General features: G+C 66.3%; 37 protein-coding genes. All 37 read right to left on the bottom strand.

Annotated features, from left to right (window positions below):
* Positions 1–52: 52 nt before the first annotated feature.
* A complete protein-coding gene (gene truA / locus IFR14_RS06730) occupies positions 53–997 on the bottom strand; it encodes a tRNA pseudouridine(38-40) synthase TruA (RefSeq protein ID WP_342365655.1) in 945 nt (314 codons plus the stop codon).
* Positions 987–2,000, bottom strand: coding sequence for a GNAT family N-acetyltransferase (locus IFR14_RS06725; RefSeq protein ID WP_191940630.1), 1,014 nt, complete (start codon positions 1,998–2,000; stop codon positions 987–989). Before IFR14_RS06725 ends, truA begins: the two co-directional genes overlap by 11 nt.
* Positions 2,001–2,094: 94 nt before the next feature.
* Complete coding sequence (gene rplQ / locus IFR14_RS06720; protein WP_191940629.1) at positions 2,095–2,652, bottom strand: 50S ribosomal protein L17; 558 nt, start codon at positions 2,650–2,652, stop codon at positions 2,095–2,097.
* A 44-nt stretch (positions 2,653–2,696) separates the two neighbouring features.
* Positions 2,697–3,689: a DNA-directed RNA polymerase subunit alpha gene (locus tag IFR14_RS06715; protein WP_056008091.1), complete on the bottom strand. Its 993-nt coding sequence runs from the start codon at positions 3,687–3,689 to the stop codon at positions 2,697–2,699.
* 157 nt (positions 3,690–3,846) lie between these two features.
* Positions 3,847–4,245 (bottom strand): 30S ribosomal protein S11, encoded by a 399-nt coding sequence (gene rpsK, locus IFR14_RS06710; RefSeq protein ID WP_056008094.1) that lies wholly within the window; start codon positions 4,243–4,245, stop codon positions 3,847–3,849.
* A gap of 41 nt (positions 4,246–4,286) precedes the next feature.
* The gene (gene rpsM, locus IFR14_RS06705; RefSeq protein ID WP_064296688.1) at positions 4,287–4,661 is read right to left on the bottom strand and encodes a 30S ribosomal protein S13; all 375 of its coding nucleotides are present in this window, start codon (positions 4,659–4,661) and stop codon (positions 4,287–4,289) included.
* Between the two features lie 162 nt (positions 4,662–4,823).
* Entirely contained in the window at positions 4,824–4,937 is a 114-nt protein-coding gene (rpmJ, locus tag IFR14_RS06700) for a 50S ribosomal protein L36 (RefSeq protein WP_021759549.1), read from the bottom strand.
* Positions 4,938–5,017: 80 nt separating this feature from the next.
* Positions 5,018–5,239 carry a translation initiation factor IF-1 gene (gene infA / locus IFR14_RS06695; RefSeq protein WP_017885304.1) on the bottom strand — a complete coding sequence of 74 codons (222 nt, stop codon included), beginning with the start codon at positions 5,237–5,239 and terminating at the stop codon, positions 5,018–5,020.
* Between the two features lie 149 nt (positions 5,240–5,388).
* On the bottom strand, positions 5,389–6,273 hold the full coding sequence (locus tag IFR14_RS06690) for an aminodeoxychorismate lyase (RefSeq protein ID WP_194718750.1): 885 nt from the start codon (positions 6,271–6,273) through the stop codon (positions 5,389–5,391).
* Between the two features lie 57 nt (positions 6,274–6,330).
* The gene (gene map / locus IFR14_RS06685) at positions 6,331–7,170 is read right to left on the bottom strand and encodes a type I methionyl aminopeptidase (protein ID WP_191940628.1); all 840 of its coding nucleotides are present in this window, start codon (positions 7,168–7,170) and stop codon (positions 6,331–6,333) included.
* A 21-nt stretch (positions 7,171–7,191) separates the two neighbouring features.
* On the bottom strand, positions 7,192–7,800 hold the full coding sequence (locus tag IFR14_RS06680; protein WP_086474464.1) for an adenylate kinase: 609 nt from the start codon (positions 7,798–7,800) through the stop codon (positions 7,192–7,194).
* Entirely contained in the window at positions 7,797–9,125 is a 1,329-nt protein-coding gene (secY, locus tag IFR14_RS06675) for a preprotein translocase subunit SecY (protein WP_085510249.1), read from the bottom strand. Before secY ends, IFR14_RS06680 begins: the two co-directional genes overlap by 4 nt.
* A gap of 93 nt (positions 9,126–9,218) precedes the next feature.
* Positions 9,219–9,815 (bottom strand): 50S ribosomal protein L15, encoded by a 597-nt coding sequence (gene rplO / locus IFR14_RS06670; protein WP_079705265.1) that lies wholly within the window; start codon positions 9,813–9,815, stop codon positions 9,219–9,221.
* On the bottom strand, positions 9,815–9,997 hold the full coding sequence (gene rpmD, locus IFR14_RS06665) for a 50S ribosomal protein L30 (protein WP_079001710.1): 183 nt from the start codon (positions 9,995–9,997) through the stop codon (positions 9,815–9,817). The genes rplO and rpmD overlap by 1 nt, the downstream gene beginning before the upstream one ends.
* The gene (gene rpsE / locus IFR14_RS21165; RefSeq protein ID WP_229939737.1) at positions 9,997–10,665 is read right to left on the bottom strand and encodes a 30S ribosomal protein S5; all 669 of its coding nucleotides are present in this window, start codon (positions 10,663–10,665) and stop codon (positions 9,997–9,999) included. The genes rpmD and rpsE overlap by 1 nt, the downstream gene beginning before the upstream one ends.
* A 38-nt stretch (positions 10,666–10,703) precedes the next feature.
* Complete coding sequence (gene rplR / locus IFR14_RS06655; protein WP_064296693.1) at positions 10,704–11,063, bottom strand: 50S ribosomal protein L18; 360 nt, start codon at positions 11,061–11,063, stop codon at positions 10,704–10,706.
* 2 nt (positions 11,064–11,065) lie between these two features.
* A complete protein-coding gene (gene rplF, locus IFR14_RS06650; RefSeq protein ID WP_064296694.1) occupies positions 11,066–11,602 on the bottom strand; it encodes a 50S ribosomal protein L6 in 537 nt (178 codons plus the stop codon).
* A gap of 6 nt (positions 11,603–11,608) precedes the next feature.
* Positions 11,609–12,007, bottom strand: coding sequence for a 30S ribosomal protein S8 (rpsH, locus tag IFR14_RS06645; protein WP_064296695.1), 399 nt, complete (start codon positions 12,005–12,007; stop codon positions 11,609–11,611).
* A 145-nt stretch (positions 12,008–12,152) separates the two neighbouring features.
* Positions 12,153–12,737, bottom strand: a complete 585-nt coding sequence (gene rplE, locus IFR14_RS06640; RefSeq protein WP_056008119.1) for a 50S ribosomal protein L5 — start codon at positions 12,735–12,737, stop codon at positions 12,153–12,155.
* The gene (gene rplX / locus IFR14_RS06635) at positions 12,737–13,096 is read right to left on the bottom strand and encodes a 50S ribosomal protein L24 (protein ID WP_056008121.1); all 360 of its coding nucleotides are present in this window, start codon (positions 13,094–13,096) and stop codon (positions 12,737–12,739) included. The genes rplE and rplX overlap by 1 nt, the downstream gene beginning before the upstream one ends.
* A 3-nt stretch (positions 13,097–13,099) precedes the next feature.
* A complete protein-coding gene (gene rplN, locus IFR14_RS06630) occupies positions 13,100–13,468 on the bottom strand; it encodes a 50S ribosomal protein L14 (RefSeq protein ID WP_064296696.1) in 369 nt (122 codons plus the stop codon).
* A gap of 31 nt (positions 13,469–13,499) precedes the next feature.
* Positions 13,500–13,820 carry a 30S ribosomal protein S17 gene (rpsQ, locus tag IFR14_RS06625; RefSeq protein ID WP_056008125.1) on the bottom strand — a complete coding sequence of 107 codons (321 nt, stop codon included), beginning with the start codon at positions 13,818–13,820 and terminating at the stop codon, positions 13,500–13,502.
* A 2-nt stretch (positions 13,821–13,822) separates the two neighbouring features.
* Positions 13,823–14,158, bottom strand: a complete 336-nt coding sequence (rpmC, locus tag IFR14_RS21160) for a 50S ribosomal protein L29 (protein ID WP_079705264.1) — start codon at positions 14,156–14,158, stop codon at positions 13,823–13,825.
* On the bottom strand, positions 14,158–14,577 hold the full coding sequence (gene rplP / locus IFR14_RS06615) for a 50S ribosomal protein L16 (protein ID WP_056008131.1): 420 nt from the start codon (positions 14,575–14,577) through the stop codon (positions 14,158–14,160). Before rplP ends, rpmC begins: the two co-directional genes overlap by 1 nt.
* 2 nt (positions 14,578–14,579) lie before the next feature.
* Positions 14,580–15,368 carry a 30S ribosomal protein S3 gene (gene rpsC / locus IFR14_RS06610; RefSeq protein ID WP_064296699.1) on the bottom strand — a complete coding sequence of 263 codons (789 nt, stop codon included), beginning with the start codon at positions 15,366–15,368 and terminating at the stop codon, positions 14,580–14,582.
* The gene (gene rplV, locus IFR14_RS06605) at positions 15,368–15,760 is read right to left on the bottom strand and encodes a 50S ribosomal protein L22 (RefSeq protein WP_056008137.1); all 393 of its coding nucleotides are present in this window, start codon (positions 15,758–15,760) and stop codon (positions 15,368–15,370) included. Before rplV ends, rpsC begins: the two co-directional genes overlap by 1 nt.
* Positions 15,761–15,786: 26 nt before the next feature.
* Complete coding sequence (gene rpsS / locus IFR14_RS06600; protein ID WP_064296700.1) at positions 15,787–16,068, bottom strand: 30S ribosomal protein S19; 282 nt, start codon at positions 16,066–16,068, stop codon at positions 15,787–15,789.
* A 12-nt stretch (positions 16,069–16,080) separates the two neighbouring features.
* Positions 16,081–16,920 (bottom strand): 50S ribosomal protein L2, encoded by an 840-nt coding sequence (gene rplB, locus IFR14_RS06595; RefSeq protein WP_064296701.1) that lies wholly within the window; start codon positions 16,918–16,920, stop codon positions 16,081–16,083.
* 28 nt (positions 16,921–16,948) lie between these two features.
* The gene (gene rplW / locus IFR14_RS06590) at positions 16,949–17,248 is read right to left on the bottom strand and encodes a 50S ribosomal protein L23 (protein WP_056008147.1); all 300 of its coding nucleotides are present in this window, start codon (positions 17,246–17,248) and stop codon (positions 16,949–16,951) included.
* Positions 17,245–17,910, bottom strand: coding sequence for a 50S ribosomal protein L4 (gene rplD, locus IFR14_RS06585; RefSeq protein ID WP_079705263.1), 666 nt, complete (start codon positions 17,908–17,910; stop codon positions 17,245–17,247). The genes rplW and rplD overlap by 4 nt, the downstream gene beginning before the upstream one ends.
* A gap of 4 nt (positions 17,911–17,914) precedes the next feature.
* On the bottom strand, positions 17,915–18,568 hold the full coding sequence (gene rplC, locus IFR14_RS06580; RefSeq protein ID WP_056008154.1) for a 50S ribosomal protein L3: 654 nt from the start codon (positions 18,566–18,568) through the stop codon (positions 17,915–17,917).
* A gap of 24 nt (positions 18,569–18,592) precedes the next feature.
* Positions 18,593–18,901, bottom strand: a complete 309-nt coding sequence (rpsJ, locus tag IFR14_RS06575) for a 30S ribosomal protein S10 (protein ID WP_005050520.1) — start codon at positions 18,899–18,901, stop codon at positions 18,593–18,595.
* A 469-nt stretch (positions 18,902–19,370) separates the two neighbouring features.
* Positions 19,371–21,185 (bottom strand): DUF4012 domain-containing protein, encoded by a 1,815-nt coding sequence (locus IFR14_RS06570; protein WP_191940627.1) that lies wholly within the window; start codon positions 21,183–21,185, stop codon positions 19,371–19,373.
* 175 nt (positions 21,186–21,360) lie between these two features.
* On the bottom strand, positions 21,361–22,551 hold the full coding sequence (tuf, locus tag IFR14_RS06565; protein ID WP_064296705.1) for an elongation factor Tu: 1,191 nt from the start codon (positions 22,549–22,551) through the stop codon (positions 21,361–21,363).
* 141 nt (positions 22,552–22,692) lie between these two features.
* On the bottom strand, positions 22,693–24,807 hold the full coding sequence (gene fusA / locus IFR14_RS06560) for an elongation factor G (protein WP_064296706.1): 2,115 nt from the start codon (positions 24,805–24,807) through the stop codon (positions 22,693–22,695).
* Positions 24,808–24,894: 87 nt separating this feature from the next.
* The gene (gene rpsG / locus IFR14_RS06555) at positions 24,895–25,365 is read right to left on the bottom strand and encodes a 30S ribosomal protein S7 (RefSeq protein ID WP_064296707.1); all 471 of its coding nucleotides are present in this window, start codon (positions 25,363–25,365) and stop codon (positions 24,895–24,897) included.
* Positions 25,365–25,739 carry a 30S ribosomal protein S12 gene (rpsL, locus tag IFR14_RS06550; RefSeq protein WP_056008169.1) on the bottom strand — a complete coding sequence of 125 codons (375 nt, stop codon included), beginning with the start codon at positions 25,737–25,739 and terminating at the stop codon, positions 25,365–25,367. The genes rpsG and rpsL overlap by 1 nt, the downstream gene beginning before the upstream one ends.
* Between the last annotated feature and the right edge of the window lie 295 nt (positions 25,740–26,034).

The following is a 26,034-nucleotide window of genomic DNA, read 5'->3' as shown; positions in this document are numbered from 1 at the left end:
AACGGGAGAGTCTACGCGACGACACCCCGGCGGTCAATTCCCACCGGGAACCTCACTCGGCGCTCGCTTCCACGTGCTCATGGCTGCGCCGCTGACGGGTCTCGGCGGCCCGCGCATGCAGCAGCCCCGGCTCGGGGTAACCGACCTCGACGAGGGTGAGTCCGCGCGCCGGCATCACCCGGAAGTCGATCTCCCGCCGCCCACCGTCCCGGAGCCGGACGACCTCCTCGAGCGACATGCGCCCCTCCCCCACGGCGGCGCAGGCGCCGACGAGCGCCCGCACCATGCTGTGGCAGAACGCGTCGGCCGTGAGGCTCGCGACGAGCACGCCCGCTTCATCCCGCTCCCAGCTGAAGGACTGCAGGGTGCGGATGGTCGTCGCGCGTGGTCTCGGTTTGCAGTACGCCTGGAAGTCGTGGAGCCCGACGAGCGAGGTGGCCGCCTGGTGGAGCAGCTCGACGTCGAGCGACGTCGTCGTCCAGCTCGTCGTCCGCCGGAGGATCGGGTCCTTGCGGACGTCGGCGTCCGCGAGGCGGTAGCGGTAGTGACGCCAGACCGCCGAGAAGCGCGCGTCGAAGCCCTCTGGCGCCGGCTCCGCCGTGTGGATCACGACGTCGCGGTCCATCCCGAGCACACCGTTCAGTCGACGTACCAGGAGGGAGCTCGCGGTCTCGTTCCGCGGCGTCCCGTCGTGGAACTCGGCGTGGCGCCCCTGCAATCGCGTGATCTTCGCGAGCTGCGGCTCGGTGAGGTCGAGGTGGGCCACCTGACCGGCCGCGTGCACCCCGGCATCCGTCCGTCCGGCCACCACGAACCGCGGCATGGGCGGGACGGTCTTCCCGAGTACGCGGTAGAGCGCTTCCTCCAGGACCCCCTCGACCGTGCGGAGCCCCGGTTGCTTCGCCCATCCGGCGAAGTCCGTGCCGTCGTACGCGATGGCGAGCCGGAACCGCTGGGTCGGGAGGACGTCCGCTGCCGCGACCTGCTCAGCGATCACGGACGTACGCCAGATCACGCGTCGTCGCGACGAAGCCCTGTCGTTCGTACAGCCCGAGTGCACCCGTTGGACTGGCCGTGTCGACCTCGAGGGTCGCCCGCTCGAGGCCGGCTGCCTGGATCCGACGAAGCGCGGTGGCCAGCAGAGCCGGTGCGAGTCGTCGGCCACGCCAGTCGCGGACGGTCCCGACGAGGGCGATGTACGCGCTGGTGAACCCCTGCGCGGACCAGCTGTCCTCGTCCACCTCGGCCAGCGTGAAGCCGACGACCCGTCCGTCGTCGTCGATCGCGACCACCGAGAGGTCGTCGCGGAAGTGGGATCCGCCGACGAACTGCGCCCACATCGCCGGGACCGTCTCGAGGCTGCCCCAGTGGTCCCGGAACGAGTCGTTCCGGGCCTCCCTCGTGCGTTCGGCCACGTCCGGGTGGTACGCCTCGAGTCGGACACCGTCGGGCACGTCGATCTCGTCGACGGGCGCGGAGAGATCGCGCTCCATGATGGTGAAGTACCGCGCCACGGCGAAGCCGAACCGCTCCAACAAGCGCGCCGCCCCCGGGTTCCGTTCGTCGACGTAGGCACGGGAGGAAGCCGGGGCACCCGTCTCGACGGAGGCCAGCTGCTGCTCGGACCGTTCCAGCGACCACGCGAGCAGCGCTCGGCCGATCCCCCGCTCACGCCATGCGGGATGCACGCCGCCGAAGACGTACGAATACACGGACACGTCTCGTGAGGGCGACAGGATCACCATCGCATAGGCGACCAGCGTGCCGTCGGCCGCGATCGCGAGCAGGCTGTCCGCAGCCATGTCGATCCACGCGTGGTCGAACTGGTCCGCGATCTCGTCGCGGCTCGTCACCCGGTGGGGGTTGTCGAACGGATCCATGGCGCGGCACAGCGCCACGATGTCGTCGATGTCCGCGCGGACCGCCGGACGCCACTGGTCGACGTCGGGGTGCTGTGGCAGGGCTGGCTGGCCGGCCGGAACGGCGGGAGTGGTACTCATGCCTCCAGCCTAGGACACCGTCGCAGCGCCGCCAGGAACGACGGAACCCCGCCCTCCAGGTGGAGAGCGGGGTTCCGTTCGTGTGTCGCTGAACCTACTTGGCGTCCTTCGCGGGAGCCTCGTCCGTGGTCTCGCCGGCGTCGACGGACTCGCCGTCGGTCTCGGTCGCCTCGACGGCTTCCGTCGCCTCGGCGTCGGCCTCGGTCTCGGCGGGGGTCTCCTCCGCCGGAGCCTCGTCGACCGGAGCTGCGGCGTGCTTCGCGGACTGCTTGGCCGGCTTCGCCTTCGGCGTGACGGGCTCGAGGACGAGCTCGATCACGGCCATCGGAGCGTTGTCGCCCTTGCGGTAACCGGTCTTGATGATGCGCGTGTAGCCACCCTGACGGTCGGCGACGAGGGGCGCGATCTCCGTGAAGAGCTCGTGCACGACGCTCTTGTCGGTGATGGTCGCGAGCACCCGACGGCGGGCGTGCAGGTCGCCGCGCTTCGCGAAGGTGATCAGGCGCTCAGCGAGCGGACGCAGGCGCTTCGCCTTGGTCTCGGTGGTCTGGATGCGCTTGTGGGTGAACAGCGCAGCAGCGAGGTTGGCGAGCAGGAGACGCTCGTGGGCAGGTCCGCCTCCGAGGCGGGGTCCCTTGGTGGGAGTAGGCATTCTTGTCTCTCTTCAGGTTGGAAAGTCGTCAGGTGGATCGCGTGCTAGGAGACGGTCTCGTCGTCGTAGCCGCTGTAGAAGTGGGCGCCGTCGAACCCGGGAACCGAGTCCTTCAGGGAGAGGCCCATTTCGGTGAGCTTGTCGCGAACTTCATCCACCGACTTCTGTCCGAAGTTGCGGATGTTCATGAGCTGCGTCTCCGACAGCGCGACGAGCTCGCTGACGTTGTTGATGCCCTCGCGCTTGAGGCAGTTGTACGAACGCACGGAGAGGTCGAGGTCCTCGATCGGGATCGAGAGCTCGCCCGGCAGCACGGCGTCGACCGGCGCGGGGCCGATCTCGATGCCCTCTGCAGCGGTGTTGAGCTCGCGAGCCAGGCCGAACAGCTCGGTCAGCGTGCGACCGGCCGACGCGATGGCGTCGCGCGGCGTGATGGCCGGCTTCGACTCGACGTCGACGACCAGGCGGTCGAAGTCGGTGCGCTCACCGGCACGAGTCGCCTCGACGCGGTAGGTCACCTTGAGGACGGGCGAGTAGATCGAGTCGACGGGGATCTGACCGGCTTCGCTGAACTCGTTGCGGTTCTGCGTGGCCGACACGTAGCCGCGGCCACGCTCGATCGTGAGCTCGAGCTCGAACTTCGCCTTGTCGTTGAGGGTCGCGATGACGAGGTCCGGGTTGTGGACCTCGACCCCGGCCGGAGCCGAGATGTCGGCTGCGGTGACCTGGCCTGCGCCGGTCTTGCGGAGGTACGCCGTGATCGGCTCGTCGTGCTCGCTGGAGACGACGAGGCCCTTGATGTTCAGGATGATCTCGGTGACGTCTTCCTTGACACCGGGGATCGTGCTGAACTCGTGCAGCACGCCGTCGATGCGGATGCTGGTGACGGCTGCACCGGGGATGGACGACAGCAGGGTGCGACGGAGCGAGTTCCCGAGGGTGTACCCGAAGCCTGGCTCGAGCGGCTCGATGATGAACCGGCTGCGGAACTCCGAGATGGATTCTTCGGTGAGCGTAGGGCGCTGTGCGATGAGCACTATGGATTCCTTTCGGCTAAGTGTCCGCTATATGACACTTGCGTTGGCGAGGTAGTGAATGGTGTTCGCTGGCCCTGGTCACCAGGACCATGCCGTGATCCGTCCGCGGCGATCAGACGATCGCTACGGACGGATCACGGCCGGTGAACCGAAGGAATTAGACGCGGCGACGCTTCGGGGGGCGGCAGCCGTTGTGTGCCTGAGGCGTGACGTCGTTGATCGAACCGACCTCGAGGCCTGCGGCCTGGAGGGAGCGGATCGCGGTCTCGCGGCCGGAGCCGGGTCCCTTGACGAAGACGTCGACCTTCTTCATGCCGTGCTCCTGCGCCTGACGCGCAGCCGACTCGGCGGCGAGCTGTGCGGCGAACGGGGTCGACTTACGCGAACCCTTGAAGCCGACGCCACCGGACGAAGCCCAGCTGATGACCGCGCCCGAGGGGTCGGTGATCGAGACGATCGTGTTGTTGAACGTCGACTTGATGTGGGCCTGGCCCACGGCGATGTTCTTCTTTTCCTTCTTACGCGGCTTCCGAACGGCCGACTTTGGTGCTGCCATGAATATCTCCTGAGTCCTATGACGAGGCGACTAGGCGGGGCCTAGCGAGCCTTCTTCTTGCCGGCGACGGTGCGCTTCGGGCCCTTGCGGGTGCGCGCGTTGGTCTTGGTGCGCTGGCCGCGGACCGGAAGTCCACGACGGTGACGGATGCCCTGGTAGGACCCGATCTCCACCTTGCGGCGGATGTCGGCGGCGACCTCACGGCGGAGGTCACCCTCGACCTTGAAGGTGCCCTCGATGTAATCGCGCAGGGCGATCAGCTGGTCATCGGTGAGATCCTTCACGCGGATGTCTCCGCTGATGCCGGTGTCGGCGAGGGTCTTGAGTGACCGCGTGCGGCCAACACCGTAGATGTACGTCAGTGCAACTTCCACGCGCTTGTCGCGTGGGATGTCTACGCCGGCGAGACGTGCCATGGTGGCTTCTCCTAGGAGTTGTGGAGGTGTGGAGCAGTTCCGGTGCTCGGGCCTCCGACCCGAGGTGTCACCCGCGGCGCACGATGTGCTGCGGGATCTGGAACTGCCGTTAGAGGGGTGGTGCTGTGTTGCTCAGGGCTGCGTGCTGCAGATCCTCTGAGATCAACCCTGGCGCTGCTTGTGGCGCGGGTTCTCGCAGATGACCATGACGCGGCCGTTGCGACGGATGACCTTGCACTTGTCGCAGATCTTCTTGACGCTGGGCTTGACCTTCATAGTTCTCTCTTTTCGCTGTCATCGTGCCGGGCCCACCACCGGATGGTGGCGGCGCGTCCGGCCGTTACTTACAGCGCGACCTACTTGTAGCGGTAGACGATCCGACCACGGGTCAGGTCGTAGGGGGTCAGTTCCACGATCACGCGGTCCTCTGGGAGGATGCGGATGTAGTGCTGACGCATTTTGCCCGAAATGTGGGCAAGTACCTTGTGTCCGTTGGTCAGCTCAACGCGGAACATCGCGTTGGGCAGAGCCTCGACCACTTGGCCCTCGATCTCGATGACGCCGTCTTTTTTGGCCATAGCCTCACTGTCGCTCAGGTTGAGTCGCACTGGTCGTGCGGATGGATTGCGGTGCGGATGTCGGCTCGCCGAAGGCATGTAGAAAGCACCAAAGATCGATTCTATGCTATGTTTCCGGGTTTCGCCAACTCAACGTCGGCCACGGCCCGTCAGTCGGTGCGGGAGAGCAGCGCGTCGTTGATCTGTGCCGTGAGACCGGCGTCCATCGCCAGCGGACGTCCGTCCACGGCACGCACCGGCGCGGCCAGTCGGACGCTGGAGAGCAACCACGCCGCTTCCGCGCCGTGCACGTCCTCCGGTGTCAGCATCCGGTACTCGTGCGGGAGCCCCTGCTCCTCGAGATGGGCCCAGAGCGCGAGCTGCGTGGTCCCGGGCAGGATGCCACTCGACGGAGGCGGTGTCACGAACGTTCCGCCGATCCGGACGACCACGGTGGAGGTGGGGCCCTCGAGGACGAAGCCGTCGCTGCTGAGGAAGAGCACGTCGTCCGCTCCACGTCGGTGCGCCTCACGGAGCGCGGCCATGTTGACCGCGTACGACAGCGTCTTGGCACCGGCGAGCAGCCACGGCGAACGCTCCTGCACGTCGCTCGGGAGGCCTCGGTCGAGCAGGACGACCTCGATGCCGTTCTCACGCTCGGGGAACCCGTCAGCCGGCGTCGCCGAGATCCACGCGGTCGGGCGTCCGCCACTCCCCCGCGTCACGACGAGTCTGACGGCGCTCTGATCGACGTCGGGGAGCTCCGCGATCGCGCGCGCGATGGCGAACCGCCACTGTGCGTGGTTCGGCGCGGGCAGATCGAGGATCGCCGCCGACTCGGTCAGTCGATCGAGGTGCGCCTCGACCGACTGCGGGTGCCGGCCGACGACACCGATCGTCTCGAAGATCCCGTCCCCCCGCGAGGGGCCCAGATCGAAGACGCTCAACACACCGGACCCGTCGCCGGCAGGCGTGATCGTGGCCGCGAAGTCGGCGTCGTCGATGACGGTGTCCGCTGGGAGGACGTCGAGAAGGAACACGATCGGCACGCTCATGCCGAGCAACTCTACCGGGACGGACGAGGTCCGGACGGCGACCTGGCTGACGCTCGGTCAGGCGGGACGGACGGGGGTGACGCCGAACGCGGAGAGAGCCTCGGCGCCGCCGTCGTGAGCGGTCAGGACCCAGATGCCGTCGCGGTGCACGGCGACGCTGTGCTCCCAGTGCGCAGCCGAACCACCGTCGAGCGTGGCGACGGTCCATTCGTCGTCGCGGACGAGGGTGTCGGGGCTCCCGGCGACCACCATCGGTTCGATGGCCACCACGAGTCCGGGCTTCACTTCGGGGCCACGCTGGCGGACACGGTAGTTGAACACCGGTGGCGCCTCGTGCATCGTGCGTCCGATGCCGTGCCCGACGTAGTCGGTGAGGATCCCGTAGGGCTTCCCCTCGGGTGAGTGGTCCTCGACGTACTCCTCGATCGCGGCACCGACCTGGTTGAGGTGTCGGGCGGTCGCGAGCTCGGCGATCCCGGCCCACAGTGAACCCTCCGTCACCGCCGAGAGCCGCTCGCGCTCGGTGACGAGCTCCGGGCGCGTGGGATCGGGCAGCACGATGGTCATCGCGGAGTCGCCGTTCCAGCCGTCGATCTCGGCGCCGCTGTCGATGGACACGATGTCGCCCGCCTGCAGCACGCGTGACCCGGGGATGCCGTGGACCACGTCCTCGTTGACCGAGGTGCAGACCGTGTGGCGATAACCGGGGACGAGCTTGAAGTTGGAGTGCCCGCCGGCCGCGACGATGGCCGCCTCGGCAGCCGCGTCGAGTTGCAGCGTCGTCACCCCGGGGGCGACGAGCGCGCGAACCGCATCGAGCGATGCCGCTGTGGCCAGCCCCGGCGCGATCATGGCGCGGATCTGGTCAGGGGTCTTGTAGATCGACTTCCGGAACACCGTGGTGGACGTGACGGTGTGTCAGACGGCCGGGACGATGATGCCGCGGGCGGCGAGGGCCGCGTCGATCCGCGCGGTGACCTCGTCGACCTCACCGAGACCGTCGACGGCCACGACGAGCCCCCGGGCGGTGAAGACCTCGATCAGCGGAGCCGTCTCGTGCGCGTAGAGGTCGAGCCGGTGACGGATGACCTCCTCCGTGTCGTCGGTGCGGCCCTGCTCGGCGGCACGCTTGAGGAGTCGTGCGACGACCTCCTCGGTGTCGGCCTGCAGTTGCACGACGGCGTCGAGGCTTGCATCACTCTCGGCCAGCAGGGCGTCGAGCGCGACCACCTGGTCGGTGGTCCGCGGGTACCCGTCGAGCAGGAACCCCTCGATCGCGTCCGGCTGGTGGAGCCGGTCACGGACGATCTCGTTGGTCAGCGAGTCGGGGACGTATCCGCCCTCGCTCACGATCGCCTGGACCTGCTTGCCGAGGGCCGTGCCCTCCTTGATGTTCGCGCGGAAGATGTCGCCCGTCGAGATCGCGGGGATGTCGAAGCGATCCGCGAGGAAGGCCGCCTGCGTGCCCTTGCCGGATCCCGGAGGGCCGACGATGAGCAGACGGGGCTTGCCGGCCGCCGCGCTCAACGCAGGAGCCCTTCGTAGTGGCGCTGCTGGAGCTGCGAGTCGATCTGCTTGACCGTCTCGAGTCCGACACCCACGATGATGAGGATCGATGCGCCGCCGAACGGGAAGTTGGCGTTCGCACCCACCAGCGCCAGGGCGATGAGCGGCAGGAGGGCGATCAACCCCAGGTAGATCGATCCGGGCAGGGTCACGCGGGTCAGGACGTAGTCGAGGTACTCGGCCGTCGGGCGTCCGGCGCGGATGCCGGGGATGAACCCGCCGTACTTCTTCATGTTGTCGGCGACCTCTTCAGGGTTGAAGGTGATCGCGACGTAGAAGTAGGTGAAGCCGACGATGAGCAGGAAGTACATGAGCATGTACAGCGGGTGGTCACCCTTGGTGAGGTATTGCTGGATCCACAGGACCCAGGGCGCCGGGGTGCCGGTCGTCGGCTGGTTGAACTGCGCGATGAGGGCCGGCAGGTACAGGATCGACGACGCGAAGATGACGGGCACCACACCGGCCATGTTGACCTTGATGGGGATGTAGGTGTTGTTGCCGCCGTACGTCCGGCGTCCGACCATCCGCTTCGCGTACTGCACGGGGATGCGACGTTGCGACTGCTCGACGAAGACGACGAGTCCGACGATCACGAGGCCGACGGCGAGCACGAGGAGGAAGACCTCGGGGCCCTTCGCGGTCCAGATGGCGGCCAGCGAGCCCGGGAAGGTGGCTGCGATCGAGGTGAAGATGAGGAGCGACATGCCGTTGCCGACGCCGCGCTCGGTGACGAGCTCGGCCATCCACATGACGAGGCCGGTGCCCGCGGTCATGGTGACGACCATGAGGAGCATGCCGTACCAGGTGCCGCCCTGGGCGGTGATGAGGTCGGCGCAGACGCCGCCCTGGTTGCCGAACAGTGCGCCGCTCTTGGCGACGGTGATGAGTGTCGTCGACTGGAGGATGCCGAGGAAGATCGTGAGGTACCGCGTGTACTGCGTCAGCTTGCCCTGGCCGGACTGGCCTTCCTTGTGCAGGGTCTCGAAGTGCGGGATGACCACGCGGAGGAGCTGGACGATGATCGACGCGGTGATGTAGGGCATGATGCCCAGCGCGAAGATGGAGAGTTGGAGGAGCGCGCCACCACTGAAGAGGTTGACGAGCTCGTAGAGGCCTGATGCGCCGGCGGCCTGCTGGTTCGCGAGGCACTGCTGCACGTTCGGGAAGTTCACGAACGGAGCGGGGATGAAGGACCCCAGCCGGTAGATGGCGATGATCCCGAGCGTGAACCCGATCTTGCGACGAAGATCCGGGGTCCGGAAGATCCGGCCGATGGCGCTGAACAAAAGGGGCCTCCTGTGAGATGTTGCGGGGTCGGCCCGGGTGACCGGCATGATGCCGGCCACCCGAGTGAGCTCCTGTGCGGAGCCGGCCGAGGGCTACTTGACGCTGCCCCCGGCTGCCACGATCTTCTGCTCAGCTGAGCCGGAGACCTTGTCAACCGCGACATTCAGCTTAACCGAGATGTCACCGTTTCCGAGAACCTTGACCTTCTCGTTCTTCCGGACGGCACCCTTGGCGACGAGGTCCACCGTGGTGACGTCGCCACCCTTCGGGTACAGCTCGGCGAGCTTCTCCAGGTTCACGACCTGGTACTCGACGCGGAAGGGGTTCTTGAAGCCACGGAGCTTCGGGGTGCGCATGTGCAGCGGCATCTGCCCACCCTCGAAGCCGACCTTGACGTTGTAACGCGCCTTCGTACCCTTGGTACCGCGACCGGCGGTCTTACCCTTGGACGCCTCACCACGGCCGACACGCATCCGGGACTTCTTGGCCCCGGCTGCCGGACGCAGGTGGTGCACCTTCAGGACCTGCTCGCGCTTCTCGGCGGGCTCGTCCTTCGCGGGCTTCTTGGCGGCAGCAGCCTTGGGGGCTGCCTTCGCCTTGGGCTCGGCCTTCGCGGCAGCCGTCTTCGGAGCTGCCTTCGCAGCGGCCTTGGGGGCCTTCTCCTCAGTGGTTTCGTTCTTCTCAGCCATTAGTCGATCTCCTCAACCTGTACGAGGTGAGCAACAGTGTTCACGTAGCCGCGGTTCTGCGCGTTGTCCGGGCGGACGACGACAGCACCGATGCGACGGAGACCCAGGCTGCGAAGCGTGTCGCGCTGGTTCTGCTTCTCACTAATTCTGCCCTTGATCTGGGTGATCCTCAGCTGGGCCATCAGGCACCTACCTTCGCAGCAGCGGCCGCCTGAACGGCCTCTGCCTCTGCACGGAGCAGGCGGGCCGGAGCGACCTGGTCGAACTCGAGACCACGACGGGCTGCGACGGCACGAGGTTCCTCGAGCTGCTTCAGCGCCGTGACGGTCGCGTGGACGATGTTGATCGTGTTGGACGAACCGAGCGACTTGCTCAGCACGTCGTGGATGCCGGCGCACTCGAGGACGGCGCGGACGGGACCGCCGGCGATGACACCGGTACCAGCGGCGGCGGGACGCAGGAGCACCACACCGGCTGCTGCCTCACCCTGGGTGGGGTGGGGGATGGTCGAGCCGACGCGCGGGACGCGGAAGAAGTTCTTCTTCGCCTCTTCGACGCCCTTCGCGATCGCGAGCGGGACTTCGCGAGCCTTGCCGTAGCCGACGCCGACCATGCCGTTGCCGTCACCGACGACCACGAGGGCGGTGAAGCTGAAGCGACGACCACCCTTCACGACCTTCGAGACACGGTTGATTGTCACGACACGCTCCAGGAACTGGCTCTTGTCGCTGTCGCGGCTACCGCGGTCGCGGTTGGGGTTGCGCTCGCGGCCTCCGCGGCGCGCCTCGCGCGGCTCGCGGTCGCCGGTGGGCGCCGTCGATGCCGCGGTCTCGACCGGGGCCTCGGCCACGGTCGCCACAGGCTCTTGCTGCTGCTTGTTGTCTTCGCTCACAGGTTCAATCCGCCCTCTCGAGCACCATCGGCAATTGCTGCCACGCGACCTGCGTAGCGGTTGCCTCCACGGTCAAATACGACATCGTCGATGCCGGCTGCCTTGGCACGCTCGGCGATGAGTTCGCCGACCTTGCGCGACTTGGCGGTCTTGTCGCCGTCGAACGTCCGGAGGGTGTCCTCCATGGTCGAGGCGGAGACGAGGGTGTGACCCTTCGTGTCATCGACAACCTGCACGAACACGTGACGGGCTGAACGGTTGACGACGAGGCGCGGACGGACCGCGGTGCCCTCGACCTTCTTGCGCAGACGCGTGTGGCGACGGCCACGTGCGGCAGTCTTCGTTGGACGAGCCATGGTTACTTACCAGCCTTTCCGGCCTTGCGACGCACGATCTCGCCGGCGTAGCGCACGCCCTTGCCCTTGTACGGCTCGGGCTTGCGGATCTTACGGATGTTGGCGGCGACCTCGCCGACGGCCTGCTTGTCGATACCGGCGACCGTGAGCTTGTTGTTGCCCTCGACGGTCAGCGTGATGCCGACCGGCGGCTCGACGGTGACGGGGTGCGAGAAGCCGAGCGCGAACTCGACGGCGCTGCCCTTCTGAGCGACGCGGTAACCGGTACCGACGACCTCGAGGCCCTTGGTGTAACCCTGGGTGACGCCGATGATCTGGTTCGCGATGAGCGTGCGGGTCAGGCCGTGGAGCGAGCGCGAGTTGCGCTCGTCGTCGGGACGCGTGACCAGCAGCTGTGCGTCTTCGAGCTTGACCTCGATGGGGCTCGCGACGGTGAGCTGGAGCTCACCCTTCGGGCCCTTGACGGTGACGTTCTGACCGGCGACGTCGATGGTGACGCCTGCCGGGATGTCGATGGGGAGTCTTCCAATACGAGACATGACTGGCTACCACACGTAGGCGAGGACTTCCCCACCCACGCCCTTCTTCTCGGCCTGGCGGTCCGTGAGGAGGCCGCTGGAGGTGGACAGGATGACGACGCCGAGGCCGCCGAGGACCTTGGGGATCTCGTTCGACTTCGCGTAGACGCGGAGGCCGGGCTTCGAGACGCGCTTGATGCCGGCGATGGAGCGCTCGCGGTTCGGGCCGAACTTGAGGCTCAGCGAGAGCGTCTGTCCGACGGCCGCGTCAGCGACCTCCCAGCCGGAGATGTAGCCCTCGGACTTGAGGATCTCGGCGATGTTCACCTTGAGCTTGGAGTGCGGCATCGACACGGTGTCGTGGTGCGCCGAGTTCGCATTGCGCAGTCTGGTCAGCATGTCTGCGACCGGATCTGTCATGGTCATATCGAGTGTTTCCTTTGTTCACCAGGTTTCGACATCCTGTGCAAGGGTGCCGACCTGTGGTGGTTGAACCGTTCTGGGCAGGAGTGCCCCGAACGGGCGGAAGCCCGGTCCTCGACATACACCGAGGACCGGGCAGAAGCTCAGCCTACTTGGACTCAGCCGCCTTGAACGGGAAGCCGAGCGCCTTGAGCAGCGCGCGACCCTCGTCGTCGTTCTTGGCCGTGGTCACGACAGTGATGTCGAAGCCGCGGACGCGATCGATCTTGTCCTGGTCGATCTCGTGGAACATGGACTGCTCCTGGAGACCGAAGGTGTAGTTGCCGTTGCCGTCGAACTGCTTGTCCGAGAGACCGCGGAAGTCGCGGATACGCGGAAGAGCGAGGCTCAGCAGGCGGTCGAGGAACTCCCAAGCGCGGTCGCCACGAAGCGTGACGTGGGCGCCGATGGGCTGACCCTCGCGCAGCTTGAACTGCGCGATGGACTTGCGTGCCTTGGTGACCTGCGGCTTCTGGCCGGTGATCTTGGTGAGGTCCGAAACAGCGCCGTCGATGACCTTGCTGTCGCGAGCGGCCTCGCCCACACCGGTGTTGACGACGACCTTCACGAGTCCGGGCACCTGGTGCACGTTCGTGAAGCCGAAGTCCTTCTGCAGCTGCGGAAGGATCTCAGCGCGGTACTTCTGCTTGAGACGGGGCTGGATTTTGCCAGTCGCCACTTCTGTGTCGGTCATTACAGGTCCTTACCTGACTTCTTGGCGTAACGAACGCGGACCGTCTTGGTGACGCCGTCCTTCGTGACTTCCTCGTTGCGGTGGCCGACCTTGGTCGGGCCCTTGGTCTCCGGGTCGACGAGCGCGACGTTGGAGATGTGGATCGAAGCCTCGACGGTCTCGATGCCGCCGGTCTTCGTTCCACGCTGGGTCTGGCCGACACGGGAGTGCTTCGTGACGTAGTTGACGCCCTCCACGATCACCCGGTTCTTGTCCGCCAGGACCTCGATGACGCGACCCTGCTTGCCGCGGTAACCACCGCGGTCCTGCTTCGGGCCGGAGACGACCTGAACCAGGTCGCCCTTCTTGATCTTTGCCATGACTTAGATAACCTCCGGCGCCAACGAGACGATCTTCATGAACTTCTTGTCACGAAGCTCGCGACCGACCGGTCCGAAGATGCGGGTACCACGGGGGTCCCCGTCAGCCTTCAGGATGACAGCGGCGTTCTCGTCGAACTTGATGTACGAACCGTCGGAACGACGGGTCTGCTTGCGGGTGCGGACGATGACCGCCTTGACGACGTCGCCCTTCTTGACGTTGCCACCGGGGATCGCGTCCTTGACGGTCGCGACGATGGTGTCACCGAGGCCCGCGTAGCGGCGGCCGGAGCCACCGAGCACGCGAATGGTCAGGAGCTCCTTGGCGCCGGTGTTGTCGGCGACCTTGACTCGTGATTCTTGCTGAAGCATTGTTCGCTTTCCTCTCAGTAAGCCGCGAGGCCTACTTGGCCTTCTCGAGAATCTCGACCAGACGCCAGCGCTTGGTTGCGCTGGTGGGGCGGGTCTCGCTGATCAGGACGAGGTCGCCGATGCCGGCGGAGTTCGCCTCGTCGTGAGCCTTGACCTTGGAGGTGCGGCGGATGACCTTGCCGTAGAGCGGGTGCTTCACGCGGTCCTCGACCTCGACGACGATGGTCTTCTCCATCTTGTCGCTGGTCACCAGACCACGGCGGGTCTTGCGGTAGCCACGAGCAGCGGCGTCCTTGACGTCGTGCTCGGCCGACTCGTGACCCTCGGGGGCCTTGTCAGTAGCGGTAGCCATGTCTAGGCCTCCTTCGTGGTCTCGGCGTCGGCTGCAGCGGTGTCCTCGGACTTCGGTGCGGCCTTGGCCTTCTTGGTCTTCTTCTCGGCCTTGGCCTCGACGACCTCGACGGTCGGCGTGGCACGGATGCCGAGCTCGCGCTCACGGATGACCGTGTAGATGCGAGCGATGTCGCGCTTCACGGCGCGCAGGCGGCCGTGGTTCTCGAGCTGCCCCGTGGCCGACTGGAAGCGCAGGTTGAACAGCTCCTCCTTGGCCTTGCGGAGCTCCTCGAGGAGGCGCTGGTCTTCAAAGGTGTCGAGCTCGACGGGGGTGAGCTCCTTGGATCCGATCGCCATTATGCGTCGCCCTCCTCGCGCTTGATGATGCGTGCCTTGAGGGGCAGCTTGTGGATTGCACGGGTCAGCGCCTCGCGGGCCAGGGTCTCATCGACTCCGGCGACCTCGAACAGCACACGACCCGGCTTGACGTTCGCGACCCACCACTCGGGCGAACCCTTACCGGAACCCATGCGGGTCTCGGCGGGCTTCTTGGTCAGCGGACGGTCGGGGTAGATGTTGATCCACACCTTTCCGCCACGCTTGATGTGACGCGTCATGGCGATACGAGCGGACTCGATCTGACGGTTGGTCACGTAAGCGGGCGTCAGGGCCTGGATACCGTACTCACCGAACGACACCTTGGTGCCACCGGTCGCCTGGCCGGAACGGCCGGGGTGGTGCTGCTTCCGGTGCTTGACTTTGCGTGGGATCAACATGGTTATGCCTCAACTCCTGCGGCGGCGGGCGCCTCAGCAGCTGCCTTGGGGGCGCTGCTCGGACCGGCGTTCCGACGGGGGCGGTCGCCACCGTCGCGACGTTCCGGACGCGTCGACTTCTGGTTGGCCTGCTCGCGAGCAAGCTCCTTGTTGGTGATGTCGCCCTTGTAGATCCAGACCTTCACGCCGATGCGGCCGAACGTGGTCTTCGCCTCGTAGAAGCCGTAGTCGATGTTCGCGCGGAGCGTGTGCAGCGGCACACGGCCTTCGCGGTAGAACTCGGAACGGCTCATCTCGGCGCCGCCGAGGCGGCCGGACACCTGGATGCGGACACCCTTGACGGTGGACGTGCGCTGAGCGCCCTGCAGGCCCTTACGCATCGCGCGGCGGAAGGCCACACGTGCGGAGAGCTGCTCGGCGATGCCCTGCGCGACGAGCTGAGCGTCGGCCTCGGGGTTCTTGACCTCGAGGATGTTCAGCTGGATCTGCTTCTTCGTGAGCTTCTCGAGGTCGGCGCGGATGCGCTCGGCCTCGGCGCCACGGCGACCGATCACGATGCCCGGACGGGCGGTGTGGATGTCGACGCGGACGCGGTCACGGGTGCGCTCGATCTCGATGCGGCTGACACCAGCGCGGTCGAGCGAGGTCGCCAGCAGACGGCGGATCTTGACGTCTTCCGCGACGAAGTCGCTGTAACGCTGACCCTTCTTCGTGCTGTCGGAGAACCAACGCGACACGTGGTCGGTCGTGATTCCCAGACGGAAGCCGTATGGATTGACTTTCTGACCCATTACTTGCTCACCTTCTTGGCCTTGGCAGCGCCGGCAGTCTCATCAGGCGTCGAGAGCTCGACGGTGATGTGGCTGGTGCGCTTGAGGATGCGGAACGCGCGGCCCTGTGCGCGGGGACGGAAACGCTTGAGGGTTGCACCCTCATCGACGTACGCCTTCGCGATGTACAGGTCCTGCTCGTCAAGGAACACGTTGTCCTTGTCGGCCGTGACGCGAGCGTTCGCGATGGCCGAGGCAACGAGCTTGTAGATGGGCTCGCTGGCGCTCTGTGGTGCGAACTTCAGGATGGCCAAGGCCTCCTGAGCCTGCTTGCCACGGATGAGCGCGACGACACGACGGGCCTTCTGGGGGGTGACGCGGATGTGTCGCACGCGGGCGATCGACTCCACCATTTCTCTTCCTCCTTCACGTCACCGCGTTAGCGGCGACGGCCCTTCTTGTCGTCCTTCACGTGTCCACGGAAGGTGCGGGTGGGCGCGAACTCGCCGAGCTTGTGCCCGACCATCGTCTCGGTGACGAACACCGGGATGTGCTTGCGACCGTCGTGGACGGCGATGGTGTGACCCAGCATCGCCGGGATGATCATCGATCGACGCGACCAGGTCTTGATCACGTTCTTGTTGTTGGCCTCGTTCGCCGTGACGACCTTGCGGAGCAGGTGGTCGTCGACGAAGGGGCCCTTCTTGAGACTGCGTGGCATCTTCTCTTACTCCTACTTACGCTTCTTGCCGGCGGTACGACGACGAACGATGAGCTTGTCGCTTTCCTTGTTGGGGTGGCGCGTGCGGCCTTCCTTCTGGCCCCACGGGCTGACCGGGTGACGTCCACCGGAGGTCTTGCCCTCACCACCACCGTGCGGGTGGTCGATCGGGTTCATCGCGACACCACGGACGGTCGGGCGGACGCCCAGCCAGCGCTTCCGGCCGGCCTTACCCCAGTTGATGTTCGACTGCTCGGCGTTGCCGACCTCACCGATGGTGGCGCGGCAGCGCAGGTCGACGTTACGGATCTCACCGGACGGCAGACGGAGCTGCGCGTACGGACCGTCCTTCGCGACGAGACGCACCGATGCACCCGCGGAGCGGGCCATCTTCGCGCCGCCGCCGGGACGGAGCTCGATCGCGTGGATGACCGTACCGGTGGGGATGTTCTTCAGCGGCAGGTTGTTACCGGGCTTGATGTCCGCGCCTGCACCCGACTCGACCACGTCGCCCTGGCTGAGCTTGTTCGGAGCCAGGATGTACCGCTTGGTGCCGTCCACGAAGTGGAGCAGCGCGATACGCGCGGTGCGGTTGGGGTCGTACTCGATGTGAGCGACCTTGGCGTTGACGCCGTCCTTGTCGTTGCGACGGAAGTCGATCAGACGGTACTGGCGCTTGTGGCCACCACCGATGTGACGCGTCGTGATGCGGCCCTGGTTGTTGCGACCACCGGTCTTCGACAACGGACGAAGCAGCGACTTCTCCGGCGTGGTGCGGGTGATCTCCGCGAAGTCCGCGACAGACGAACCGCGACGACCAGGAGTCGTGGGCTTGTACTTACGAATAGCCATTTCTTATTCCTCTTCGTTCCCGGCCGTCTTAGCCAACAGCCGTGAAGATGTCGATGGAACCCGACTTGAGCGACACGATGGCGCGCTTGGTGTCCTTGCGCTTGCCGGTGCCGAACTTGGTGCGACGGGTCTTGCCCTGACGGGTGAGGGTGTTGATCGAAGCGACCTCGACACCGAAGATCTTCTCGATGGCGAGCTTGATCTCGGTCTTGTTCGAGCGCGGGTCGACGAGGAAGGTGTACTTGCCCTCGTCGATCAGGCTGTAGCTCTTCTCGGAGACGACCGGCGCGAAGATGACGTCGCGGGGGTCCTTGTTGATCGCGGTCATGCCGAGACCTCCTCGGTTGCGGCCGTGTTGCCGGTCTTGCTGGCGACGAATGCCTCGAAGGCGGCCTTGGTGAAGACGATGTCGTCGGAGACGAGCACGTCGTATGCGTTCAGCTGGTCGTACGACAGCACGTGCACGTTCTGCAGGTTGCGGACGCTGCGGAGGCTGACCTCGTCGTCGCGCTGGAGGACGATCAGGACGTGCTTCGAGGAAGCGACGTTCGTCAGGTACTCGGACACGGCCTTCGTCGACGGCTTCTCACCGATCGAGAGGGAGTCGACGACGTGCAGGCGGCTGCCGCGTGCGCGGTCGGAGATGGCGCCGAGGAGAGCCGCGGCGATCATCTTCTTGGGGGTGCGCTGTGCGTAGTTGCGGGGCACTGGACCGTGGACGATGCCACCGCCGGTCATCTGAGGTGCACGGATGGAGCCCTGACGAGCGTTACCCGTACCCTTCTGCTTGAACGGCTTGCGGCCGGCACCGGACACTTCGCCGCGGCGCTTGGTCTTGTGCGTCCCCTGGCGGGCGGCAGCGAGCTGCGCGACGACCACCTGGTGGATGAGCGGGATGTTGGTCTGAACGTCGAACACCTCGGCAGGAAGGTCGACGGTGCCGGCCTTCTTGAGCTTGGTGTCGAGCACGTCGAGAGTAGCGATAGCCATGGAACTACGCTCCCTTCACTGCGGTGCGGACGAATACGATGCGGCCACGAGCGCCGGGAACGGCACCCTTGACGAGCAGCAGGCCCTTCTCGGCGTCGATGGCGTGAACCCGGAGGTTCAGCACGGTGACGCGCTCGCCACCCATACGACCGGCCATGCGCATGCCCTTGAAGACACGGCTCGGGGTCGAGGAGGCGCCGATGGAGCCCGGCTTGCGGTGGTTGCGGTGAGCACCGTGAGATGCGCCCGTTCCCTTGAAGTTGTGACGCTTCATGACACCGGCGAAACCCTTACCCTTCGAAGTGCCGACGACGTCGACCTTCTGGCCGGCCTCGAAGACACCGTCGACGGTGAGCTCCTGGCCGAGCGAGTACTCGGATGCGTCGGCGGTGCGGACCTCGGTGAGGTGACGACGCGGCGTCACGCCGGCCTTGTCGAAGTGACCCGCGTCAGGCTTGCTGACCTTGCGGGGATCGATCTGGCCGTACGCGATCTGCACGGCGTCGTAGCCGTCGACCTCGGGGGTGCGAACCTGCGTGACCACGTTGGGCGTGATCTCGATGACGGTGACGGGAACGAGCTTGTTGTTCTCGTCCCACACCTGGGTCATGCCGAGCTTGGTGCCGAGCAGACCCTTGCTGGTCTTCGTGTTAGACATGTCTTCCTTCCGTCTCTACCGAGCTCAGAGCTTGATCTCGATGTTGACGTCCGCCGGCAGGTCGAGACGCATGAGCGAGTCGACGGCCTTCGGGGTCGGGTCGATGATGTCGATCAGACGCTTGTGGGTGCGCATTTCGAAGTGCTCCCGGCTGTCCTTGTACTTGTGCGGCGAACGGATCACGCAGACCACGTTCTTCTCCGTCGGAAGCGGCACGGGGCCGACGACGGTTGCGCCTGCACGGGTGACCGTGTCGACGATCTTGCGCGCCGAAGTATCGATGACCTCGTGGTCATACGACTTCAGTCGGATGCGGATCTTCTGTCCCGCCATGTGTGACTCACTCTCTGTCTCGCGTCGTGCGGATCGCTCCGTATTGGACGCATATCGTGCGCTTTGCAACGTTCGGTTGCTCCGCGCCATTGGCACTACTGGTGTCGCACCACTGTTCTGCTGTCAACGACCACTCGTGTCTTGCGACCCTCGTGGTCATCCACCGGCTTCCACCCCGACTCGTGGTCGGCGCTGGGCGTAGCGCTGCTACGACCTGGATTGCGATGAAGTGATTGGTGTTCTGCTACCCGCGGCCTAGGCTCGATCCCTGTCGCGTTGCCGCGTCTGGGAGCTCCTATGCACTACCTGGCAGTGATCCGCCGGAGCGCGCGCAAGCACGCTCGTCCGAAATACTGAACTGGACTAGTTTGCCACGGATCGACCATGCGTGCAACCCGGGCGTGTCGCGGTCGGCGGATGGTCAGGATCCGCCCAGTCTCGGGCGTCGCGAGCACCGCTGCGCCGCCGCTCAGCAGGGCTCCACGACGTTGTCGACCTCGACCGGACGCACCCCCGGGGTGCCCGCGAACCGCACCGCGTCGACCGCCGAACCGGACACGTCCGCATCGACGTCGAGCGTCACCGTCGCGCCCGGCGCGATGGTCACCACCAGGTAGGCCACCGGGCGCCCGTCGTCCGACCCTGCCGTGTACGGGACTTCGGCGCCGTCGACACGGACCGAGCGGATGTCGGCACCGTCGGGCGCGTAGGCCATGACCCGTAAACGCATCCAACCGCGTGGGAGCCCCTCGCGCTCGTGGAACCCGGCGATGTAGTCGAACGCCTCCGAGTCGAGCTCCGGCTCCGTGTCGATCGTGTTGGACAGCTCCGACGCGACCGTCACCGTGCGCGTTCCGTCGACGTCGCACGATCCCGCACGGACGCGCACCTGCTGTCGGAGGTAGTACTCGAGCTTGGACCCGACCGCGTCCGCGAGGTACAGCCCGAAGGGCACCGAACGAGACGAACGCTCGGGCAGGGCGCCGCCGACCCCGGCGAGCTCCAGTGCCCGCTCCTCGACGCGGTCGGGACTCCAGGCGAGCAGACGCCGCTCGTCGACCGCCTGGACCCAGCCGCCGATCGCCCGGGGCACCACCAGGGAACCCGCCTGCAGCTGCGAGGTGAGCGCCTGCACGACGGCGGTGAAGGTCGCGTCCTGCGCCCGGTTCGCCTCGTCGCTGAGACCGGGGTGGTCTCGGTACACGCCGTTCAGGAGCTCGTCGACGACCGTGTCGCTCGACACCTCCGTACCGTCGGCCAGCACCACGGGTCCGGTCGCTCGCAGCAGGTGGGACAACGCGACCGGATCCACGGCCAGCACCAGGTCAGGCGTGACACCCTGGCTCTCCTGCCACAACCGCGATGCCACCTGCGCACCGTACGGGAAGTCCGGCCGCGCCGTCACCTCATGGATCGAGGTGCCTGCTGCAGCGTAGCCCTCGGTCCGGTAGAGCGCGTCTGCATCGGCCGGAAGGGGCACCACCGGATCAGCGTGCGATACGAAGTCAGCGCCGCCGAGGGTCCTGGTCACACTGAGCACGCCCTCCTCGACGTGCACGAGCACCGAAGCTCCCGCGATGCCGCCGAGGGCTCGGCTCTCCGCGGAGTTCTGGAACAGGACGACCACGTCTCGCGGCCCCGCCTCCCCCAGGAACCCGGGCAGCGCGCGAAGCACCGGCGCGAGCCGCTCGGCGAGCGATGCGGCCTCACGCAGCGGTCCGTCGAGTCCGCCCAACGCCGACGCCACCTGAGGCAGGAGCACCGACCGGTCGAGGCGGTCGAGGCGCGCGACCTGCTCCTCGAGTCGCTCGAGCGCGCGCGCCGAGGTGCGCGCCAACCGCCCCACCCGCTCCGTGTCCAGTCGCCCGTCGACCGCGAGTCCGTCGACGGACAGGTCGAGGACCGGCTCGACGACCTCGTCGACGACCACGTGGGCCGCCTCGACGGCCGTGCGCACCGCGACGAAGTTCACCCCGGAGACGGGCACGCGTTCGGCGAGCCACCAGTCAGGCCGCCGAGTCGACGTCAGGGCCCGCTCGACCGCGTCGCCGGCGCGCTGCACGACGGCAGGATCGATCGCGTCGGCGCCGTCACCGACGACGCCCGCACGGATCGCCTCGAGCTCAGGCAGGACCGACGTGAGCTCCTCCCGGACGGACATGGCCTCCACCGCCGCCGACACGGTGGCTCCAGCGATGCCGAGCAGAACGGACAGGGCGACGATGCTCGGGATCAGGACACGTGGGCGCGACAGGCGACGCGGACGGATGGACGAACGGGACACGGTCACCTCGGCGGCTCGATGCAGAATGGGTCGCCTGATATCTTACATATGAGGTACCGGAGTCCCGACCGTCCGACGGCACGCACGACGAAGGGCCCGGAGCGAAATGCTCCGGGCCCTTCGTGTGGAACCGTGTCGACCCTGCGGTCGATCAGGGGTTCGCGTCAGCGGATGCTTACGCGAGCACCTTGGTGACGGTGCCGGCGCCGACGGTGCGGCCACCCTCACGGATGGCGTAGCCGAGGCCGACCTCCATGGCGATGGGCTGGATCAGCTCAACGGTCATGTCGGTGGTGTCGCCGGGCATGACCATCTCGGTGCCCTCGGGCAGCGTGATGACGCCGGTGACGTCGGTGGTGCGGAAGTAGAACTGCGGACGGTAGTTCGCGTAGAACGGGTTGTGACGCCCACCCTCATCCTTGGACAGGATGTACGCGGTGCCCTCGAAGTTCGTGTGCGGCGTGACCGAACCCGGCTTCACGACGACCTGGCCGCGCTCGACGTCTTCACGCTTCGTGCCACGGAGCAGGAGACCACAGTTCTCGCCGGCCCATGCCTCGTCGAGCTGCTTGTGGAACATCTCGATACCCGTGACGATCGTCTTCTGCGTCGGGCGGATGCCGACGATCTCGACCTCGGAGTTGATCGCGAGCGTGCCACGCTCGGCGCGGCCCGTGACGACGGTTCCACGACCGGTGATCGTGAAGACGTCCTCGATCGGCATGAGGAAGGGCTTGTCCTTGTCGCGCACGGGGTCGGGGACGTTGGCGTCCACGGCGTCCATGAGGTCGAGGATGCTCTGCACCCACTTCTCGTCGCCCTCGAGCGCCTTGAGGCCCGAGACGCGGACGACCGGTGCGTCCTCAGCGAAGCCCTGCGAGGCGAGCAGCTCGGAGACCTCGAGCTCGACGAGCTCCAGGATCTCCTCGTCGTCGACCATGTCGGACTTGTTCAGCGCGACGAGCAGGTAGGGGACGCCGACCTGCTTGGCGAGCAGCACGTGCTCACGCGTCTGAGCCATCGGGCCGTCAGTGGCGGCGACGACCAGGATCGCGCCGTCCATCTGCGCAGCACCGGTGATCATGTTCTTGATGTAGTCAGCGTGACCGGGGGCGTCGACGTGCGCGTAGTGGCGCTTCGGGGTCTCGTACTCGACGTGCGAGATGTTGATCGTGATACCACGCTGACGCTCTTCCGGCGCGGAGTCGATCGACGCGAAGTCGCGCTGCACGTTGGTCGCGGACGGGAACTTGTCCGCCAGGACCTTCGAGATCGCCGCGGTGAGCGTGGTCTTGCCGTGGTCGACGTGACCGATCGTACCGATGTTGACGTGCGGCTTGGTCCGCTCGAACTTGGCCTTTGCCACTGTGAGTCCTCCTCAGGACGTTGTGCGGGACGCCGGGCACCATTCGATGCCCGACGCACTGCAGGGATGTGTATTCATGTTACGCGATCCGCCCGGGTGTTCGCACACCCGGCCGGACCGCGGTGAAGAGAGAGTGAGTGACTACTCGCCCTTGTTCTTCTGGATGATCTCGTCGGCGACAGCCTTCGGGACCTCCGCGTAGCTCTCGAACGTCATCGAGTACACGGCACGACCAGAGGTCTTCGACCGGAGGTCGCCGATGTAGCCGAACATCTCGGAGAGCGGCACGTTGGCACGGATGACCTTGACGCCGGTGGCGTCGTCCATGGACTGGATCTGTCCACGGCGCGAGTTGAGGTCTCCGATGACGTCGCCCATGTACTCCTCAGGAGTACGCACCTCGACCGCCATGAGCGGCTCGAGGAGGACGGGGTTGGCACGCGAGTAGGCCTCCTTGAGACCCATCGAGCCGGCGATCTTGAACGCCATCTCCGAGGAGTCGACGTCGTGCGCCGCACCATCGGTGATGATCGCCTTGACACCCACGACCGGGTAGCCGGCGAGGCCACCGACCTGCAGGGCATCCTGGAAACCGGCGTCGATCGACGGGATGTACTCGCGCGGGATGCGACCACCGGTCACGGCGTTCACGAACTCGTAGGTCGTCTCCGGAGTGACGTCCATCGGCTCCAGATCGAACTGGATCTTCGCGAACTGACCCGAACCACCGGTCTGCTTCTTGTGCGTGTAGCCGTACTTCTCGACCTTGCGCTTGATGGTCTCGCGGTACGCGACCTGCGGCTTGCCGACGTTGGCCTCGACGTTGAACTCGCGCTTCATGCGGTCGACGAGGATGTCGAGGTGGAGCTCGCCCATGCCCTTGATGACCGTCTGGCCGGTCTCGGTGTTCTGCTCGGTGCGGAACGTCGGGTCCTCTTCGGCCAGCTTCTGGATCGCGGTGCCCAGCTTCTCCTGGTCGGCCTTGGTCTTCGGCTCGATCGCGACCTCGATGACGGGCTCCGGGAAGCTCATCGACTCGAGGACGACCTGGTGCTGCGGGTCGGACAGGGTGTCACCGGTGGTGGTGTCCTTCAGGCCGATGACCGCGTAGATGTGACCGGCGGTGACGAAGTCGACCGGGTTCTCCTTGTTGGCGTGCATCTGGAAGATCTTCCCGATGCGCTCCTTCTTGCCCTTGGTCGAGTTGATGATCTGCGCACCGGAGTCGAGACGACCCGAGTAGACGCGGACGTACGTCAGGCGACCGAAGAACGGGTGCACCGCGACCTTGAACGCGAGCGCGGTGAAGGGCTCGGTCGAGTCGGGGTGACGCTCCACGACCTTCTCCTCGTCGCGCGCGTCGTGGGCCTCGATGGCCGGGACGTCGAGCGGGGAGGGGAGGTAGTCGATGACGGCGTCGAGCATCGGCTGGACGCCGCGGTTCTTGAACGCGGAGCCACAGAGGACCGGGTACATGGTGCTCGTGATGGTGAGGTGACGGATCGCGGCCTTGATCTCCGCGACGGTCAGCTCTTCGCCACCGAAGTACTTCTCCATGAGTGCGTCGTCGGTCTCGGCGACGGCCTCGAGGAGCGCGGTGCGGTACTCGGCCGCCTTCTCCTTGAGGTCTTCCGGGATCTCCTCGATGGCGTACTTGGCGCCCATCTCGACGTCACCCTTGGCGTCTCCGCGCCAGGTGAGCGCACGCATCTCGACGAGGTCGACGACGCCCTCGAAGTTGGACTCGGCACCGATCGGCAGCTGGATGACCAGCGGCTTCGCGCCGAGGCGGCTGATGATCGTGTCGACGGTGAAGTAGAAGTCGGCGCCGAGCTTGTCCATCTTGTTGACGAAGCAGATGCGCGGCACGTCGTACTTGTCGGCCTGACGCCAGACGGTCTCGGACTGGGGCTCGACGCCCTCCTTGCCGTCGAACACCGCGACCGCGCCGTCGAGGACGCGGAGCGAACGCTCGACCTCGACCGTGAAGTCGACGTGGCCGGGGGTGTCGATGATGTTGATCTGGTTCTTGTTCCAGAAGCAGGTCGTCGCGGCGGACGTGATGGTGATGCCGCGCTCCTGCTCCTGCGCCATCCAGTCCATCGTCGACGCACCGTCGTGGGTCTCGCCGATCTTGTGGTTGACGCCCGTGTAGAACAGGATGCGCTCGGTGGTGGTGGTCTTGCCGGCATCGATGTGGGCCATGATGCCGATGTTGCGGACCTTGTTCAGGTCGGTGAGCACGTCTTGTGCCACGGGGTCCTCCGGGGATAGGTAGGGGTGAGCTGATTCACTCGGTGACGCGAGGGCGGGCGGATCGCCCGCCCTCGCATCGGGCGGCGACTACCAGCGGTAGTGCGCGAACGCCTTGTTCGACTCGGCCATCTTGTGCGTGTCTTCACGACGCTTGACGGCTGCACCGAGACCGTTCGATGCGTCGAGGATCTCGTTCTGGAGACGCTCGGTCATCGTCTTCTCGCGGCGGCCCTTCGCGTAGCTCACGAGCCAGCGCAGGGCGAGGGTGTTGGCGCGGTGAGGCTTGACCTCGACCGGCACCTGGTAGGTGGAACCACCGACGCGGCGCGAACGCACCTCGAGGGTCGGGCGTACGTTGTCGAGCGCCTTCTTGAGCGTGACGACGGCGTCGCCCTGGTTCTTGGCGGTGACGCCTTCGAGTGCGTCGTAGACGATGCGCTCAGCGAGGCCCTTCTTGCCGTCCAGCAGGATCTTGTTGACGAGCTGGCTGACGATGGGGGCGCCGTAGACGGGATCGGCGACGACGGGACGCTTCGGAGCTGGACCCTTGCGAGGCATTACTTCTTCTCCATCTTCGCGCCGTAGCGGCTGCGAGCCTGCTTGCGGTTCTTGACGGCCTGCGTGTCGAGGGCGCCACGGACGATCTTGTAACGGACACCCGGGAGGTCCTTCACACGACCACCACGGACCAGGACCAGCGAGTGCTCCTGGAGGTTGTGGCCCTCACCGGGGATGTACGCGGTGACCTCGGTGCCGTTGCGCAGCTTCACGCGGGCGACCTTGCGCATCGCCGAGTTCGGCTTCTTCGGGGTGGTGGTGTATACGCGGGTGCACACGCCGGCCTGCTGGGGGTTGCTCTTCAGGGCGGGCGCCTTGGTCTTGACGACCTTGGGGCTGCGGCCCTTCCGAACCAACTGCTGAATGGTTGGCACTACTTGCTCCTTGATGATGACTGCACGGTGACAGTGGTACTGCAGCATTCGTGGACCGGTCTCCCGGATCACGAGGTCGTATGGACCCACCGGCGCCGCGCGAGTGCGCGTCGCTTTCGTGGTGGGTATGCCGTGGGGGCGATCGGCAACCGGGACCAGCCCGGCGGGGATCAACCCGATGGTGCAAGACTGCTGTCCACTCCCCCGAGCCAGGCTCCGGAGAACGTGGACAGCACGAGAGCGCACGACAGCGCGCACACCCAACCAAGACTAGCCCGCCGACAGGCTGTGGTCA

This window comes from Plantibacter sp. CFBP 8775, from assembly GCF_014839505.1.
Lineage (GTDB): Bacteria > Actinomycetota > Actinomycetes > Actinomycetales > Microbacteriaceae > Plantibacter > Plantibacter auratus.
The sequence above is the reverse complement of the archived record's forward strand: the minus strand, read 5'-3'. Positions and strand labels throughout refer to the sequence as shown.

What these genes read in the sequence shown, in the direction of transcription:
- rplP (WP_056008131.1), bottom strand. Translation starts at nt 14,577, where the DNA reads ATGTTGATCCCACGCAAAGTCAAGCACCGGAAGCAGCACCACCCCGGC.
- rpmC (WP_079705264.1), bottom strand. Translation starts at nt 14,158, where the DNA reads ATGGCGATCGGATCCAAGGAGCTCACCCCCGTCGAGCTCGACACCTTT.
- rpsQ (WP_056008125.1), bottom strand. Translation starts at nt 13,820, where the DNA reads ATGGCTACCGCTACTGACAAGGCCCCCGAGGGTCACGAGTCGGCCGAG.
- rplQ (WP_191940629.1), bottom strand. Translation starts at nt 2,652, where the DNA reads ATGCCTACTCCCACCAAGGGACCCCGCCTCGGAGGCGGACCTGCCCAC.
- rpsS (WP_064296700.1), bottom strand. Translation starts at nt 16,068, where the DNA reads ATGCCACGCAGTCTCAAGAAGGGCCCCTTCGTCGACGACCACCTGCTC.
- rplO (WP_079705265.1), bottom strand. Translation starts at nt 9,815, where the DNA reads ATGGCTGAGAAGAACGAAACCACTGAGGAGAAGGCCCCCAAGGCCGCT.
- IFR14_RS06690 (WP_194718750.1), bottom strand. Translation starts at nt 6,273, where the DNA reads ATGAGCGTGCCGATCGTGTTCCTTCTCGACGTCCTCCCAGCGGACACC.
- rplB (WP_064296701.1), bottom strand. Translation starts at nt 16,920, where the DNA reads ATGGCTATTCGTAAGTACAAGCCCACGACTCCTGGTCGTCGCGGTTCG.
- rpsH (WP_064296695.1), bottom strand. Translation starts at nt 12,007, where the DNA reads ATGACCATGACAGATCCGGTCGCAGACATGCTGACCAGACTGCGCAAT.
- rpmJ (WP_021759549.1), bottom strand. Translation starts at nt 4,937, where the DNA reads ATGAAGGTCAAGCCCAGCGTCAAGAAGATCTGCGACAAGTGCAAGGTC.
- rpsK (WP_056008094.1), bottom strand. Translation starts at nt 4,245, where the DNA reads ATGGCAGCACCAAAGTCGGCCGTTCGGAAGCCGCGTAAGAAGGAAAAG.
- rplV (WP_056008137.1), bottom strand. Translation starts at nt 15,760, where the DNA reads ATGGTGGAGTCGATCGCCCGCGTGCGACACATCCGCGTCACCCCCCAG.
- rpmD (WP_079001710.1), bottom strand. Translation starts at nt 9,997, where the DNA reads ATGGCCCAGCTGAGGATCACCCAGATCAAGGGCAGAATTAGTGAGAAG.
- rpsJ (WP_005050520.1), bottom strand. Translation starts at nt 18,901, where the DNA reads ATGGCGGGACAGAAGATCCGCATCCGACTGAAGTCGTATGACCACGAG.
- rplW (WP_056008147.1), bottom strand. Translation starts at nt 17,248, where the DNA reads ATGACCGCGATCAACAAGGACCCCCGCGACGTCATCTTCGCGCCGGTC.
- rplR (WP_064296693.1), bottom strand. Translation starts at nt 11,063, where the DNA reads ATGGCTCGTCCAACGAAGACTGCCGCACGTGGCCGTCGCCACACGCGT.
- rplE (WP_056008119.1), bottom strand. Translation starts at nt 12,737, where the DNA reads ATGACCGACACAGAAGTGGCGACTGGCAAAATCCAGCCCCGTCTCAAG.
- rplN (WP_064296696.1), bottom strand. Translation starts at nt 13,468, where the DNA reads ATGCTTCAGCAAGAATCACGAGTCAAGGTCGCCGACAACACCGGCGCC.
- rpsG (WP_064296707.1), bottom strand. Translation starts at nt 25,365, where the DNA reads ATGCCTCGCAAGGGTCCAGCTCCGAAGCGTCCCGTCGTCGCCGATCCC.
- infA (WP_017885304.1), bottom strand. Translation starts at nt 5,239, where the DNA reads ATGGCCAAAAAAGACGGCGTCATCGAGATCGAGGGCCAAGTGGTCGAG.
- rpsM (WP_064296688.1), bottom strand. Translation starts at nt 4,661, where the DNA reads ATGGCACGTCTCGCCGGCGTAGACATCCCACGCGACAAGCGCGTGGAA.
- rpsC (WP_064296699.1), bottom strand. Translation starts at nt 15,368, where the DNA reads ATGGGTCAGAAAGTCAATCCATACGGCTTCCGTCTGGGAATCACGACC.
- rplD (WP_079705263.1), bottom strand. Translation starts at nt 17,910, where the DNA reads ATGGCTATCGCTACTCTCGACGTGCTCGACACCAAGCTCAAGAAGGCC.
- rplC (WP_056008154.1), bottom strand. Translation starts at nt 18,568, where the DNA reads ATGTCTAACACGAAGACCAGCAAGGGTCTGCTCGGCACCAAGCTCGGC.
- rplF (WP_064296694.1), bottom strand. Translation starts at nt 11,602, where the DNA reads ATGTCTCGTATTGGAAGACTCCCCATCGACATCCCGGCAGGCGTCACC.
- rplX (WP_056008121.1), bottom strand. Translation starts at nt 13,096, where the DNA reads ATGGCAAAGATCAAGAAGGGCGACCTGGTTCAGGTCGTCTCCGGCCCG.
- IFR14_RS06725 (WP_191940630.1), bottom strand. Translation starts at nt 2,000, where the DNA reads ATGAGTACCACTCCCGCCGTTCCGGCCGGCCAGCCAGCCCTGCCACAG.